Origin of the sequence: Dietzia sp. B32, from assembly GCF_024732245.1 — a bacterium.
Classification (GTDB): Bacteria; Actinomycetota; Actinomycetes; order Mycobacteriales; family Mycobacteriaceae; genus Dietzia.
This window is the reverse complement of the sequence record NZ_CP093845.1, coordinates 2155490-2170691: the sequence shown is the minus strand read 5'-3', so window position 1 is coordinate 2170691 and position 15202 is coordinate 2155490. Positions and strand designations below refer to the sequence as shown.

The following is a 15202-nucleotide window of genomic DNA, read 5'->3' as shown; positions in this document are numbered from 1 at the left end:
CCATGAGGGAGACCAGGACGGGACCGCACCTCATCCGCGGACTCGTGGCATCGATCGGGGTGGTCTTGCTCGTGCTGGCAGCTGTGGTCGCCGCGCACTCCCCGGCCCTGTCGTTGCAGGCGCTCCCGCTGGGGATGGACACCGGTGAGGACTCTACGGACGTGGAGATGCGATTCGAGCGGGCCGACCGCCTCGCCCCCGGTGCCGAGGTCCGGTACGGAGAGTCCCTGGTGGGGCGCGTCCGCACGGTGGACACCGACGGCAGCGACGCGGTGATCGGGGTCCGCCTCGAAGGTGATTCCGGGGTCCCCGCCGATGTACTCGCCGAGATCCGACTCCCGACCGCACTGGGGAGTCCGTTCATCGCGCTGAGCGCCCCCCGCGGTCCGGGGACCGCCGCACTGCTGGAGGACACGAGGGTGATCCCGCGGTCGCGTAGCGGGGTCGGTCCGGACCTCGAGTCGAGCCTGGCGTCGCTCGGGCTGCTGCTCAACGGCAGCGGGATCGACCAGCTCGGGTCGGTGATGGAGGAGCTGACCGTGGCCCTCGGAGGACGTGGGGAGGAGATCGGCAGGATCCGCGAACGCGGCGAGCGGGCTCTGGCCCTGTACGAGGCGCACCGGGACGATGTCGATCGCACGCTGCTGGCGTTGGACCGGGTCAACGCCGCGCTCGCCGGCCGCCGCGACCTCCTCGACCGTGGCCTGGACGTGTCCGCGGACCTGGTCTCGGAGGCCGCCCGTAGCAGGGAGACGATCGTCGCCCTCATGGACACCACGACCGCGCTGACGGTGCAGGTCGACCAGTTCACGTCGGCGACCGAGGGGAGGATCGCGCCGTCACTGCGGACCCTGACCGTCCTGCTCGAGGACATGGAGGGCTTCGGCGAGGAGGTCGCCCCCACCCTGGACGCGCTGGAGCGGTTCGTCATCCACCTCGACGAGGCGGCCCGCGGGGATCACCTCGTCTTCGACGGTGACCTCGACCTGACGGGCTCCCTCGACGTCCTGGGCACCGGCGGCGAGGTGCGGGCGGGGCGCCCGCTGCCGCCGGGTGCCACGGGTCCGGCCGACGCCCTGCCACCGATGGGGGGCACGCCGTGAACCGGCACATCGTCGCGCAGGCGTTGCTGTTCGCCCTCATCTCGGTCGTGGCGATCGGCTACGGCATCCGCTACATCGGGCAGGACGCGGACGTCTCCAGCGGTTTCCGGGTGGTGGCGCATGTCGAGGACGCGAGGGGGGTCGGGCCCGGGGTCCGGGTGACGTACCGCGGCGCGGACGTGGGGGTGGTCCAGGGTGCCGAGCTCGACGGTTCCGGCGGGGTCCGGTTGCGCCTCCGGATCCTCGAGGGGACGCGGATCCCCCGGGACTCCCTGGCCAAGGTGGTCACCAGCACCGCGCTGGGCGACAACCGGCTCGACGTGCGGCCCGAGACCGCGGACGGTCCCTACCTCGGGGAGGGCGACGAGTTGCGCGTCCCGGAGGACGTGCAGTCCCCGCCGCTGGCGGACCTCATCGCCGACATCGACGCCTCGCTGCGGGCCGTGGACCCCCGGTCCCTGGCCTCGTTCGGCGACAGCACCGCGGCAGCACTCGAGGGCAACGGGCCGAGACTGGGCGCGATCATCGAGGACACGGCGACGCTCGCGGCCGTGCTCGCCGACCGCGCACCGACCTTCCGGGGCCTCGTCGACGACGGGCTGGTGACGGTTCGCGCGCTCGCCGCCCGCGACGCACCCGTCTCCGGATCGGTGGCGACGGCGCGCGACGTCACCGGCCAGTTGGCACGTCGCGAGGACACCCTCGTGTACATGCTCGACCGCTCGCCCGAGGCGATGCTCCGCGCACAGAGGCTGCTCGATGACAACCGGGACGACGCGGCCGGCCTGCTCGCCAACACCCTCGTGGTCACCCCGGTGTTCCGGGACCGCGGGCCGGCGTGGGAGGCGGGTCTGACCCAGGGGGAGCGGGGCCTGCGGGCCCTGGCCGGCTCGGTCCGCGACGGTCGTGCCGACTTCGCACTCATCGCGACCCAGGGGCCGGTGTGCGTGTATCCGTACGAGCCGCGGGACGTACGGGACCACTCGTGGGAGGAGCCGGACCTGAGGATGTACTGCCCGCCCGGAGAGAACCTCGCCCAACGCGGCTCGCAGGCCGCACCGAGACCGAACGGCGAGGGCCTGGCCGGAGCCAACCGGCCGGGCACGCGGATCGGTCCGGACATGGCCGCGGACCCGTTGCTCGTCCCGACGGGGACCGAGATCGCCGCGTACTGGGCGACGATGATGGAAGGACTACGCAGCAATGGCGGTTGACGAGAAGACGACCGGCCCGGTCGACCGGGCCGAGGGGGCCGAAAGAGCCGAGCCCGGGGCCGAACAGGCCGGGGCCGAGCAGGCCGAGCCCGGGGCCGAACGCCGTCGCGGCCGTGCCGGACGGATCGTGACCGCACTGGTGATCGTGGCCCTGCTCGCGGCGACGGGAATCCTCGGCTACCTGACCTGGCAGAACCACCGGGACGCCGAACTCCGGCGCTCCGCCTCGGACGACGCGACCCGCCTGGTGACCCAGCTGGCCACGTACGACCACACCGACGTGGACGCGAACCTCGACGCCGTCGTCGCGGACGCCACCCCCGATTTCGCCGAGCGCTACCGCGAGGTCTCCGACGGCCTGCGCGAGCTGCTCGCCAGCGGCGAGGGCACTTCGACGGGGACCGTCACGCACGCCGCCGTCGAGAGCGTCGATGGCGATCGCGCGGTGGTCCTGGTGTTCCTGGACCAGGAGATCAGCAACGTCACCGTCCCCGACGGACGGGTCGACTCCAGCCGCATGGTCGTGACCGTGGTCCGCGACGGCGACCGCTGGCTCCTCGACGACGCCCAACTCGCCTGACCATTTTCGAAGGAGAACCGTCCGTGCTCACCGAACTGCACCGCAATCCCGCGCCGCCGATCACCCGTGGGAGACCGCCCGGGCTCACCGACGCGGTGGACTCCCTCGGCGCCGCCAGTGGCGTCGCCAACGTGATCATGCAACTGGCCTGGCCCGAGGTCGGATGGGGGGTGCGCGAGAGCCGGGTGGACACCGGCAACGTCTACAAACGCCCCTTCAAGCGGGCGCGGACGACATTCCAGTACCTCGCCGTCGCCACGCTCGGCAGCGACGAGGACAAGAGGGTCTACAGCGAGGAGGTCTACCGGATCCACCGGGAGGTGTTCTCCACGCCCGAGAGCCGGGTGAAGTACAGCGCGAACGACCCCAGACTGCAGATGTGGGTGGCCGCGTGCCTCTACATCGGGTTCGAGGACGTCTTCGAGTGGTTGCACGGTCCCATGACCGATTCCGACAGGGAGGCGTTCTACGCCTCCGCGCCGACGCTGGGCACGACCTTGCAGGTGCGGCCCGACCAGTGGCCCGCCACCCGCGCCGACTTCGAGGGCTACTGGCGCGAGGGCATGGCGAGGATCCGCTTCGACGAACCCGTCCGGGAGCACCTGGTCGGGCTGACCGAACTCCGGATGCTGCCGCAGCCCGCCACCCTGCTGTTCGGGCGGATCAACAAGTGGATCACCAGCGGCTTCCTGCACCGCGAGTTCCGGGACGAACTCGGCCTCCCGTGGAGCCCGCGCGACCAGCGCCGATTCGAGAGCTTCCTCGCCGCGACCGCCCGGCTCAACGGCCTGCTGCCGGAGACGGTTCGGACGATCACCTACCGGATCCTGCTCATCGACCTGAGGTGGCGGTTGAGGACCGGCCGGTCGTTGATGTGAGGCTCAGGCCTCCGCGGCGAGCTCCGGCTCGCGCTCCTCGTCCCACACGCCGGCCCGCTCGAGGTGGGCGATGAGCAGCGTCGCGCCGCCCGCGAACTCGGACTCCACCACGTCGTGGGCGGTCTCGACATCGCCGCTACGCAGCGCCTCGAGCATGCGACGGTGGTCCAGCAGTGCGCCCGCACGCCAGTCGGGGTCGTCCGCGTACAACCGGTAGGGCATGTACCGGGCGGCGTTCGACAGGAAGCGGGAGAGCTTGTCCGACCGGGAAGCCCGGTTGAGTGTCCGGTGGATGGCGTACTGCGCGTGCACGACACCGTCGGTGTCACCGGATGCGGACGCCTTCTCGAAGTCGTCGATCAACCGGGCGTGGAACTCGAGCGTGGGCGCGTCGTAGCGGGTGATCGCCCGGTCGACTATCCGCTTGGACAGTTCCGCCTGGAGCCAGAAGATGTCCTCGATGTCCTGCCGGCTCATCGGGGAGACCAGGTACCCGCGCCGCGGAACCAGGTCGACGAGGCCCTCGCCGCGCAGGGTGAGCAGTGCCTCGCGGACCGGGGTCACGCTCACCCCGAGGGCCGCGGCGGTCTCGTCGAGCCGGATGAAGTCCCCGGGACGGACCTCGCCGCTCATGATGCGGGTCCGCACGTGGTCGGCGACCTCCTCGGAGAGCTGGGGGCGCTGGGCGAGTCGTGTGGGGGCCACGTCCGCCACCTCGTTTCACAAGAAGGAGCACCCGCGCGGGGTGCCGACGACCGATAATCGAAATCAAATATATCTGTAGCGGCTCACACTACCTCGCCGGGGGTGGCAGCGCCGCCCGTGCGAAAGGGATTCACGTGAAACATCTCGTGTCCGCGCTCGTTCTGGCGATGGCGGCCCTCGTCGTCGTCCCCTCCGGCGCCGCCGCGCAGCCCGGCCCCGCCGCCCCGACCACGGAGGCCACCGCACCGGTCGCGGCCGGCACGGTCCCGCCTCCCACCGCCGGCGGCCCGCACCCGGTGCCCGCGTCCTTCGTCGACGGTCTGCGGGCGGAGGTGCAGAACCCCCTCGGAGAGCACCCGGCCACCAACGACTGGGACTGCCGGCTCACCGAGGCCCGCCCGCGCCCGGTGGTCCTGGTCCACGGCACGTTCCTCAACCGCCAGGACAACTGGGCCTACCTCGCACCGAGCCTGGCCAACGAGGGCTATTGCGTCTACGCGCTGACCTACGCCGCACACCCGGAGGCCCCGTGGCCGCTGAAAGCGCTGGGCGGGACGCGGACGATGGAGGAAGGCGCCGCCGAGCTCGCCGGGTTCGTCGACCGGGTGCGCGAAGCGACCGGGGCGGAGAAGGTCGATCTGGTGGGGCACTCGCAGGGCACCATCATGCCGGCGGTCTACGTCAACGAGCTGGGCGGCCACCGCTACGTCGAGAACTACGTCGGGCTCGGCTCGGTGTGGCGGGGCAGCACGGCGTTCTTCCTCTCCACGATCTTCGACGCGTTCGGGCAGGTGGGCATCCGCGACGAGGTCCAGGACTTCATCCACACCGTCGGATGCGGCGCGTGCAATGAGGTCCTCGCGGGCAGCCGGTTCTTCCACGACCTGTGGCGGGACGGGACCCCGTACCACCCGGACGTGCAATACACGAACATCCTCACGAACATCGACGAGATCGTCACCCCGTACACCAGCGGGTACGTCGAGGGTCCCAATGCGGAGAACCACGTCGTGCAGGACTACTGCCCGCTGGACTTCTCCGAGCACGTCTCCATCGTCACCGACCCCGTCGCCCGGGATCTGGTGTTCAACGCGCTGGACCCGGCCAACCCGCGTCCGGTGGGCTGCGAGTTCGTCCCGCCGATCACGCCGCTGCACAGTTGAGCGGCCCGAATAGCGCGGAGGCGCTGCGGGGCGGCCACCGCCGGGCGAGACTGGGCACATGACCGACATCGAGAACCGTCCCGCCGTCCGCACCGAGCGCCGGGATCACGTCCTGCTCGTCACCTTCGACCGCCCGGAGGCCCGCAACGCCGTCAACGGGGAGGTCAGCACGCTGCTGGGCAACGCGTTGCACGAGGCGGACACCGACCCAGAGATCCGGGTGGTCGTGATCACCGGCGCCGGAGAGCGGTCGTTCTGTGCGGGCGCGGACCTCAAGGCCATCTCCCGGGGTGAGGACATCTTCCCGGCCGAGAACCGGCAGTGGGGATTCGCGGGGATGATGCAGCAGTACGTCTCGGTCCCCGTGATCGCCGCGGTCAACGGCACCGCACTGGGCGGGGGCTGCGAGATCGCCCTGGCCTGCGACCTCGTGGTGGCCGCCGACCACGCGGTGTTCGGACTGCCGGAGGTGCGGCGTGGGCTCATCGCCGCCGCCGGTGGCGCGTTCCGGCTGCCGGCCCAGCTGCCCCACCGCGTGGCCATGGAGATGATGCTCACCGGCGAGCCGATCACCGCCGGGCGGGCGCTCGACCTGCACCTGATCAACCACGTCGTCCCGGCCGACCGGCTGCTCGACACCGCGCTCGAGCTCGCCGGCGCCATCGCCGCCAACGCGCCGCTGGCGGTTCAGGGGACCAAACGGGTCGCGCTCGGTATAACCGACGGCGGGCGTCCGGCGGAGGTCGACAAGTGGAAGGTCAGTGACACGGAGATGATGAACGTCATGACCTCCGAGGACGCGGCCGAGGGCCCGCGGGCGTTCGCGGAGAAGCGTGCCCCGGTGTGGAAGGCGCGCTGAACCCGGACCCGATGAGATCCATCCCACGTCGCGTCCGGATGTGAACTCCGTCCTTCGGCCCTACATTTTCTTCATGGAAGCAGGGTTGAGGACCATGGTCGTCGAAGAGGACCTTCACGTCCTCGACACGACGAGTCGGGAGCTGGCACCCCGTGCGGCGGAGTTGCTGGCGCGGAGGGGTGGACACGGCGCGGGGGAGGAGCTGCGCAACTGCGTCGTCCGCGTGGCGACCGACCCCGCCCAGTCGGCGGCGGAGCTGAGATCGGCCCTGCGTGCCGAGCGGGCGGGACTCAACGAGGCAGGGATCGAGCTCGGGTTGGCGGTGGTGGCCGCCGGGGCCGTCCCGCTCGTGCCCCCGGGATCCGCTCTCGTCGACGAGAGTCCGAAGACGCGGCGACTCCTGGCCGACTACGAGTACCTGGCCCGGGACCAGATCTACTGTGGCGTCCGCATCCGGGTGGAGGCCCGTGATGCGGACGAGGCGGTCCGGGTGTCCTGCCGGGTCTCGCCGTACCTGCCGGTGCTCCTCGCCCTCACGGCGAGCTCGCCCTTCCCGCGGGACGGGTCGGACTCCGGCTACGCGAGCTGCCGGTCGGTGGCCGCCTCGCAGTGGCCCACGGCCGCGCCGGTCGCCGGGGTGTGCTCGGCGGCGGAGTTCGACGAGTTGGTGGCGGACCTCGTGGCGAGCGGGGTGGTGGTCGATGCGTCGATGGTGGGCTTCGGGGTGCAGCCCGGGCCGGGTGGACGGTCGGTGGAGCTGCAGGTGGGCGACGCCTGCCCCTCCTCCGACGCCACCGTCCTGGCGGCCGCCCTGTTCCGGGCGCTGGTCGAGCGTGAGGCGGCCGCGATCGCGAACGGCGCCGAGGTCACCGCTCCGGCCGAGACCAGGCTGCGCGCCGCCCTGTGGCGCGCCGCGCGGTCGGGCCTCGAGGGCGACCTCGTGGACCCCGCCACGTTCCGGGCCCGGCCCGCCGCCGACGTCGTCTCCGACCTGGTGGACTCCCTGACCGACGAGTTGACGCGGTCGGGCGACCTCGACACCGTGTGCACCCTGCTCGACAACGCGCTCTACAACGGCAGCAGCGCGTTCCGTCAGCGTCAGACCCTCCGCAGACGGGGGCACGCCCACGACGTGGTGGACCTGCTCGCGGCGGAGACAGCGGGGGTCAGCGGTCCCCGGTCGGCGGTCCCCGACGCCCACTCCCGACTGTTCGGCGTCTACGAACCGATCGACGGTCTGGACGCCGACCCCAGTTGGGACGAGGCGGTCGAGGAGGGGGGCTCGCCCCGCCGGTCCTACGGCCCGCTGGTGTCGGCCCTGGAGCGGGCCGGCACCGTGCGGCTCCGGTCGCGACAGGTGACGGCTGAACAGGAGGCCTCGGTCGCCGGGGTGACGTTCCGGGTCACCGGGCAGGAGCGGCCCCAGGCGTTCCCGATGGACTTCGTACCCCGCATCATCTCGCCGGAGGTGTGGCGGATGCTGGCCACGGGCACCGAACAGCGCGCCCGTGCCCTGGACGCCTTCCTCGACGACATCTAAGGGGACCGGGAATTCGTACGCGCGGGCCACCTGACGCCCGAATCGCTGGACCGCGCCCCCGGGCACCGCAGCACGGGACGGGTGCAACGACCGGGGCGGACCCGGGCGCACATCTGCGGGATCGACCTGGTGTGCGGCGACGACGGCAAGTGGTTCGTTCTGGAGGACAACGTCCGGGTGCCGTCCGGGATCGCCTTCTCACACGCGCTCCGGCAGATGACCACCTCGCTGTTCGGCGACCTCACGGAGGGGTTCGACCTGCACACGCCGGACCAGGCGTTCGGCATGATCCGGCAGACGCTCGAGGCGGCCGCGCCACCGGCCGCCGGGGACGACCCGCAGCTCGCGGTGGTCTCCTCCGGCGCGACCGACTCGGCGTGGTTCGAACACCGGCTCATCGCGCAGCGCACCGGCCTGCCCCTGGTCACGCCCGACCGGTTGGCCTTCCGCGACGGAATCCTGCACCACCGTGCCGGCCGCGACCTGCACCGGGTGGACGTGATGTACGCCCGGATCGACGAGGACATGCTCCTCAGTTCCCCCGGGGAGGACGGCGTCCCCCTGCGCGACGGGCTGCTCGACGCGCTGGGAGCCGGACGCCTGACGATCGCCAACGCGCTGGGCAACGGGGTGGCCGACGACAAGGCCGTCTACGCGTCCGTCCCCGCCATGATCGACTTCTACCTGGGCGAGACCCCCGTCCTGGACCAGGTCCCCACGTACCTGTGTGCCGACCGGACCCAGCGGGACCTCGTGCTGGACCGGCTCGGCGAACTCGTGGTCAAGCCCATCGACGGGTACGGCGGCCTCGGCATCACCATCGGTCCGGAATGCTCCGAGGCCGAACTCGCCGCCCGCCGGGAGGACCTGCTCACCCGACCGGAGGGGTTCATCGCCCAGGAGGTCGTGCCCCTGTCCACACTGCCCACCTTCGACGGCACCCGGATGCAGCGCCGGCACGTGGACCTGCGCGCGTTCGCCCACGTCCGGCGGGAGGGGGACAGGACCACCGCCCACGCGGTCCCGGCCGGACTCACCCGGGTGGCACCGGCGGGGTCGATGATCGTCAACTCCTCACGTGGGGGCGGCGGCAAGGACACGTGGATCATGCGCTGAGTCCGGGCCCGTTCCGCGGAGTGGCGCGGCTGCGGGTGCGGGCACGTCCGGGTTCCCTTAGCGTGGGAATGATGACCGACGCACAGCGATGGATCAGAGTCGAAGAGGAACTCCACCTCGTCGACACGAGGAGCCGGCGACCGGTTCGGCGGGCCGCGGACGTGCTCGCCGCTCTCGGCGACACGGGGCAGCAGGGGCAGGAGGGCCACGTCCGGCCGGAGCAACACGGGGCGGTCGTGGTCGCGGACGCGGGCGCCCACACCGGGATCGGCGACCTGGGCGATGCCCTCCGCCGGAACCGGGCCCGACTGGCCGAGGCGGCCAACGGGCTGCGGACCGGGGTGGTCGCGGCCGGGTCCCTGGCCTCGCCCGGCGTGGAGTTCGAACCCGCGCCGCAGGACCCCCACCCCGCGCCGGGCCGCGAGTCCCAGACCCGCGCCTCGGCCGGCTTCCGCGTGGTGGTCGAGACTGCCGATGCAGACGAGGCCCAGTACGCGGCCCGCCGGGTCGCCGCCCTCGCACCGGTGCTGCTGGCACTGTCGGCGAGTTCTCCCTACTGGGCCGACGGCACCGATTCCGGTTACGCCTCCACCCGCTACTTCGAGAGTCAGTGGTCACCCGCACACGTGCCCGCGTACGCCGCCGACACCGCCGCCGAGGCGCTCGCCTGTGAGGACGAGATCATCGCCACCGGCGTGGTCGCGGGACGGGAGTCCATCGCGGTCGACGTCCGCCCCGCCCGGGACGGGGACGGAATCGAACTCGTGGCCTGCGACTCCTGTAGCACCGTCGACACCCTCGTCGTCGTCGCCGCCCTGTTCCGCGCGGCGGTCGACCGCGTCCTCGCCGCACGGGACGCGGAGCACGACCCGGGATCCGACCGGTGGGACGGTCCCTCCGACGCCGTCCTTGCGGCGGCGTTCTGGCGCGCCGCCCGCTCCGGACTGGAGGGCGACCTGGTGGACGTGGCCACCGGGCGTCCCCGGCCCGCCACCGAGGTGCTCACCGGACTGGTCGACGACCACGTCGACCACCTCCGGGCCGGAGGCGAACTCGACCTGGTGCTGGAGTTGCTCGACGGGGTCCGCGGCGCCGCGACCTCGGCGACCCGCCAGCGCGCGGCGCACCGCCGACGGGGGCGCCGCAGCGACGTGATCGCCGTCCTGTTCGCGGAGACCGTCGGGCGGATCCGACCCCGGGAGATCAGCGACGACCGGGGGATGCGGAGCATGCTCGCCGCCTATTCGCCGCTCGGCGAGGCGGTGACCGAGGAGGTGCACGACGAGGCGATCGCCGAGGACGGCTCCCCGCGGCCCGAGTACGTGGACGTGCTCAAGGCCGTGTCCGACCTGGGCCCCGACGTCCTGTGCGAGCGCAAGGCGCAGGTGGACGACACCCTGCGCTCCATGGGCATCACGCTCAAGGTGTACGGCAAGGACGAACCGCAGGTCTTCCCGCTGGACTCCGTCCCACGGATCGTCCCGGCCGACCAGTGGGCGCGGATCTCCGCGGGCATCGAGCAGCGTGCCCGCGCGATGGAGATGTTCCTGCGCGACATCTACGGGGCGGGGGAGATCAGCCGGGCCGGCGTGGTCCCCGCCGAGGCGCTCCAGCGGGCCCCCGGGTTCCGGCCCACCGGGCGCGCGGTCCCCGAGGGCGTCCTGCACGCGCCGGTGTGCGGCGTGGACCTGGTCTCCACGGCACCGGGCGAGTGGATCGTGCTCGAGGACAACCTCCGGATGCCCGGGGGAATGGCGATGGCGGTCGCCCTGCGCGACCGCATCGCGGAGGGCTACCCCGAATTCGGCGCGCGCTCGGAGGTCCACGACCCCCGCGACGCCCTCGCCATGCTGACCGACACCCTACGGGCGGCTGCGCCCGAGGGCGTCGACGATCCGACGATCGCCGTGGTGATCGCCGAGGACGAGCTCGAGGCGTTCGACCTCAACAGCGTCACCGAGGCGGTCGGTGGGATCCTGGTGACCCCCTCGGACCTGGTGTGCGAGGACTCCGGACTGTGGCGGGTCGAGGGTGGGGAGCGTCAGAGGATCGACGTGCTCTACGTCCGTATGGACGAGGAGATGCTGCTGTCCTCCACGGGGGCCGACGGCACCGCGCTACGCAGCGGCCTGCTGGGGGCGATGGCGGAACACGGTGTCGCCGTGGTCAACGCGCCGGGCAACGGCGCGGCCGACGACAAGGCGATCTACGCGTTGGTCCCGAAGATCATCGACTTCTACCTCGGCGAGAAGCCCCTCATCGGCCAGGTCGACACCTACCTCTGCGCCGACCCGGACCAGCGCCGGGAGGTCCTGGACCGGCTGGGCGAGTTGGTGGTCAAGCCGATCGACGGATACGGCGGGTCGGACATCACCGTGGGTCCGGAGTGCTCGCCCCGCGAGCTCGACGAGCGCCGGGACGAACTGCGCCGCCACGGCGACCGGTTCGTCGCGCAGGAGGTGCAGCCTCTGTCCACGCTGCCGACCTTCGACGGCCGCGAGCTGCAGCGTCGACACGTCGACATGCGGGCGTTCGTCATGCTGCGGCACGGCGATGGGGGAGAGATCCTCGCCTCTGCACCGCCCGTCGCACTGACGCGCGTGGCCCCGGCGGGCACCATGGTCGTCAACGCCTCGAGTGGGGGCGGCGGAAAGGACACCTGGATTCACCGTGCGTGACACCACCGAGGTCGAAGTCGAGGTCACCGAGGAGGCGGAGTCCCGGGACATCGCGGGTCCTCCCGACGACGCCGCCGGGGGCCCCACCAAGATCCGCCACACCACCTCCCCCAACCTGTCGCCCGACGGGTCGATGCTGGCATGCGTGGTCACCGAGCGCTCCGGCTACCCGCGCGCCGTCCAACGGCCGCTCGGACCGGGCGGGCTGGACGGTGCCGGGCCGGAACGCGACGTGGTCCTGCCCGTCGACGGTCCGGTGCGCCGCGTCGCGTACTCGCCCAACGGCAGGTGGCTGGCCTGCGAGGTCGCTCCGGACGGCGGTGAACGCGAACGGATCTGGCTGGTCACCACCGACCCCGAGGATCACGCCGTCTATCCCGTCGACACCTCGAGCGACGCCACCGTGCAGATCGTCGGGTGGGACGGCGACCTGCTCGCGGTGACGGCCTTCGACTCCGAGGGCCTGGCCGAGGGCCGACTCGTGGACCCGGAGACCGGGGAGAGCACCGTGGTCGACCGCCGGATGGGCGGCGCACTGGTCCACGCGTGGGACGGTGCCGCGCTGTTCAGGGTGGGCGCTCGCGGGAACCGCGAGCTGCTGCGCATCGTCCCCGACGGCCGGTGGTGGCCCCTGCTGCCCGTCGACACCGGCTCCACCACCGACGCGGGGGTCATCCTCGACGCCGGGGACGCCGACCGCCCCATGCGGATGATCGTGCGCAGCGACCACTCGGCCGACCGGATGGGCCTGCTCGCGGTCGAGGCGGACGAGGACTCCACCGAGTCCTGGCCGGTGGCGTTCCGCACGGACGCCGATCTCGACAAGGTCGAGGTGAGCCTGGACCGCTCGACCGCGGTCCTGTTGTGGAACGTGCGCGGCGGCCTGTCGGAGATCGAGGTCCTCGACCTGCGGCCGGAACGCCCCCGTGTCATCGTCCGGCCGCCGCTGCCCGAGGTCGTGGTGTCGTCCCCGACGCTCACCGCCGACGGCCGGTTGCTCGCGCTCACCGTCCAGAGCCTCGACCAACCTCCCCGCACCGTGATGTACGACGTGGACAACCGCAGGTGGACCGGGCGGCCGCCCGAGCAGCCCGATCCTGCGCCGACACTGGTCGAGTTCCCCGCCCGTGACGGGCTCCAGCTCAGCGGCTGGCTCTACCGGCCCGACATCGGCGACGAACCGGGCCCGACCGTGGTCCACCTCCACGGCGGCCCCGAGGGGCAGTCGCGCCCCGGGTACAACGACATCGCCCGCCGCTACCTCGACATCGGCGTGAACTATTTCCTGCCCAACGTGCGCGGCTCCACCGGCGCGGGGCGCTTCTACAGTCACGCCGACGACCGCTACGGGCGGTTCTCGGCGATCGACGACGTCGAGGACGCCCTGCTGCACCTGATCGACGAGGGCATCGCCGACCCCGGTCGGGCGGTGGTCTCGGGCCGCTCCTACGGCGGCTACCTGGTCAACGCCACCCTGGTCCGTCATCCCGGGAGGTGGTGCGGCGGGATCGCCGCGTGCGGCATGAGCGACCTGCAGACCTTCTACCGCACCACGGAGCCGTGGATCGCCGCGGCCGCCTACCCCAAGTACGGCAACCCGCTCCAGGAACGGGAACTCCTGCGGGAGGCCTCGCCCCTGCGGCGCTACCACCATGTGGACGTCCCGATGCTCTTCGTCCACGGCGCGCACGACACCAATGTGCCGCTCAGCGAGACCGATCAGGCCGTGGAGTTCCTGCGCCGGAGTGGCGTACCGGTGGACGTCCTGCTGTTCGAGGACGAAGGTCATGAATTCGTGAAATTGGCCAACCGGCAGCTTCTCGGCGACCGGGTGGTCCAGTTCTGCCAGGAGGTGTTCGATGTTCGGACGCAAGAAGAATGAGACCCCCGACCCGGCCGGGTTCGAGGGCAGGCTCGTGCAGTGGCGGCGGCACATCCACGCCCACCCCGAGCTGTCCTACGAGGAGCGGGAGACGACCGGGTACATCGAGTCGCAGCTCCGGTCGATGGGGCTCGAGCCCGAGCGGTTCGAGGTGGGAACCGGGCTGTGGTGCGACATCGCCGCTGCCGACGGGGCCACGTCGACCGACGTGGTGGCGCTGCGCGCGGACATCGACGCGCTGGCCATGAGCGAGGAGTCCGGCGAGTCCTTCTCCTCCGAGGTCGAGGGCGTCAGCCACTCCTGCGGGCACGACGGCCACACCGCGATGCTGCTGGGCGCCGCCGAGATGCTGGTCGCCGACCCCCCGCCCCGCCCGGTACGGCTGATCTTCCAGCCCGCCGAGGAGACGATGCCCGGCGGCGCCAAGGACTGCGTCGAGGAGGGCGTGGTCAAGGGGGTCGACCGCATCCTCGCTCTGCACTGCGACCCGCACCGCCGGGTCGGCGAGGTGGGTGTGACCGGCGGGGCCATCACGTCCTCCAACGCCAAGATCGGCATCACCGTCCGGTCGGCGGGCGGGCACACCGCGCGTCCGCACGAGACCCAGGACACCGTCTTCACCCTCGCCCAGATCGTCACGGGCGTCACGGGCGTGATCGACCGGCGGATCGACCCGCGGTCGGGCACCGTGCTCACGTGGGCCTCGATCAAGGCCGGCGGGTCCGCGCCCAACGTCATCCCCGACTCGGGCGAGATCTGGGGAACGCTGCGCAGCGCGGACCGGGACGTGTGGGCGACCGTCGAGCCGCTGGTGCGCGAGACCGTCGAGCGGATCGGCGCCCTGTACGGGGCGCGCACCGAGGTCGAGTACATCCAGGGTGTGCCGCCCGTGGTGAACGACGACGAGTGCGCCGATCTCGCCGCGAAGGCGGTCGAATCCGTGCTCGGACCGGACGGGGTGGGCACCGCCGAGCAGTCCAGCGGCGGCGAGGACTTCGCCTGGTACACCGAGGAGATCCCCGGCGTCTACCTGCGGTTGGGCGTGTGGGACGGAGAGTCCGAGGAGACCGACCTGCACCACCCGGGGTTCGTACTCGACGAGCGCGCGCTGGCCCACGGTGCCCGCATCTTCGACGCGTTCGCCCGCCTCGACCGCAGCGCCTGAGCCGGAGGGGCGCGGGTCGGCGGGCGCCGGTGCCCGCCGACTGCGGACGGCGGGCGGCGCCTCGACCGGGCCGCGCCGTGTCGGACCCGCGCAGGTGCTGACCGGTCCGCGCGCTCTTCGGCTTACGCGTCCTGAATGCCCGTTCCGGGCGGGGGTGCGTGCCGTGAATGGTCCATTCCCGGCGCGCAAGTCGGTGACCCCGCACGTCGATACCCCGCACGTCGATGCCGTTGTGGCACCGCGGACGCACTCCGTCCGGCAGCCCCGTCGGCGCCTTCCGGTACCCGCCCGCCTGCGCCCGTTAGCGCCCGTCAGCGCC

11 protein-coding genes and 1 pseudogene are annotated in these 15202 nt (G+C 72.1%); 11 read left to right on the top strand and 1 reads right to left on the bottom strand.

What is annotated here, in order from left to right:
• Positions 1-2: 2 nt before the first annotated feature.
• Genes L8M95_RS10345 through L8M95_RS10330 form a run of 4 tightly spaced genes read left to right on the top strand, consistent with a single transcriptional unit; the run spans position 3 to position 3775 of the window.
• Complete coding sequence (locus L8M95_RS10345; protein WP_260486062.1) at positions 3-1103, top strand: MlaD family protein; 1101 nt, start codon at positions 3-5, stop codon at positions 1101-1103.
• The gene (locus L8M95_RS10340; RefSeq protein WP_260486061.1) at positions 1100-2317 is read left to right on the top strand and encodes an MlaD family protein; all 1218 of its coding nucleotides are present in this window, start codon (positions 1100-1102) and stop codon (positions 2315-2317) included. Before L8M95_RS10345 ends, L8M95_RS10340 begins: the two co-directional genes overlap by 4 nt.
• Positions 2307-2897, top strand: coding sequence for a hypothetical protein (locus tag L8M95_RS10335; protein ID WP_260486060.1), 591 nt, complete (start codon positions 2307-2309; stop codon positions 2895-2897). The genes L8M95_RS10340 and L8M95_RS10335 overlap by 11 nt, the downstream gene beginning before the upstream one ends.
• Positions 2898-2920: 23 nt before the next feature.
• Positions 2921-3775: an oxygenase MpaB family protein gene (locus L8M95_RS10330; RefSeq protein ID WP_260486059.1), complete on the top strand. Its 855-nt coding sequence runs from the start codon at positions 2921-2923 to the stop codon at positions 3773-3775.
• A 3-nt stretch (positions 3776-3778) separates the two neighbouring features.
• Here the strand turns inward: L8M95_RS10330 and L8M95_RS10325 are convergent, their stop codons facing one another.
• Positions 3779-4489, bottom strand: coding sequence for a GntR family transcriptional regulator (locus tag L8M95_RS10325; RefSeq protein WP_260486058.1), 711 nt, complete (start codon positions 4487-4489; stop codon positions 3779-3781).
• A 125-nt stretch (positions 4490-4614) separates the two neighbouring features.
• Here L8M95_RS10325 and L8M95_RS10320 point away from each other — a divergent pair, with 125 nt between their 5' ends.
• From L8M95_RS10320 to L8M95_RS10290, 7 genes and pseudogenes are all read left to right on the top strand, one after another.
• Positions 4615-5643 carry a triacylglycerol lipase gene (locus L8M95_RS10320; RefSeq protein ID WP_260486057.1) on the top strand — a complete coding sequence of 343 codons (1029 nt, stop codon included), beginning with the start codon at positions 4615-4617 and terminating at the stop codon, positions 5641-5643.
• 58 nt (positions 5644-5701) lie between these two features.
• Positions 5702-6502 carry a crotonase/enoyl-CoA hydratase family protein gene (locus L8M95_RS10315; RefSeq protein ID WP_260486056.1) on the top strand — a complete coding sequence of 267 codons (801 nt, stop codon included), beginning with the start codon at positions 5702-5704 and terminating at the stop codon, positions 6500-6502.
• A 73-nt stretch (positions 6503-6575) separates the two neighbouring features.
• A complete protein-coding gene (locus tag L8M95_RS10310) occupies positions 6576-8042 on the top strand; it encodes a YbdK family carboxylate-amine ligase (RefSeq protein ID WP_260486055.1) in 1467 nt (488 codons plus the stop codon).
• A gap of 12 nt (positions 8043-8054) precedes the next feature.
• Positions 8055-9158 (top strand): annotated as a pseudogene (locus tag L8M95_RS10305) (circularly permuted type 2 ATP-grasp protein); the annotation flags it as partial.
• Between the two features lie 71 nt (positions 9159-9229).
• Positions 9230-11836, top strand: a complete 2607-nt coding sequence (locus tag L8M95_RS10300; protein WP_260486054.1) for a carboxylate--amine ligase/circularly permuted type 2 ATP-grasp protein — start codon at positions 9230-9232, stop codon at positions 11834-11836.
• Positions 11829-13718, top strand: coding sequence for a S9 family peptidase (locus tag L8M95_RS10295; RefSeq protein ID WP_260486053.1), 1890 nt, complete (start codon positions 11829-11831; stop codon positions 13716-13718). The genes L8M95_RS10300 and L8M95_RS10295 overlap by 8 nt, the downstream gene beginning before the upstream one ends.
• Positions 13696-14883 (top strand): M20 family metallopeptidase, encoded by a 1188-nt coding sequence (locus L8M95_RS10290; RefSeq protein WP_260486052.1) that lies wholly within the window; start codon positions 13696-13698, stop codon positions 14881-14883. The genes L8M95_RS10295 and L8M95_RS10290 overlap by 23 nt, the downstream gene beginning before the upstream one ends.
• Positions 14884-15202: the final 319 nt, after the last annotated feature.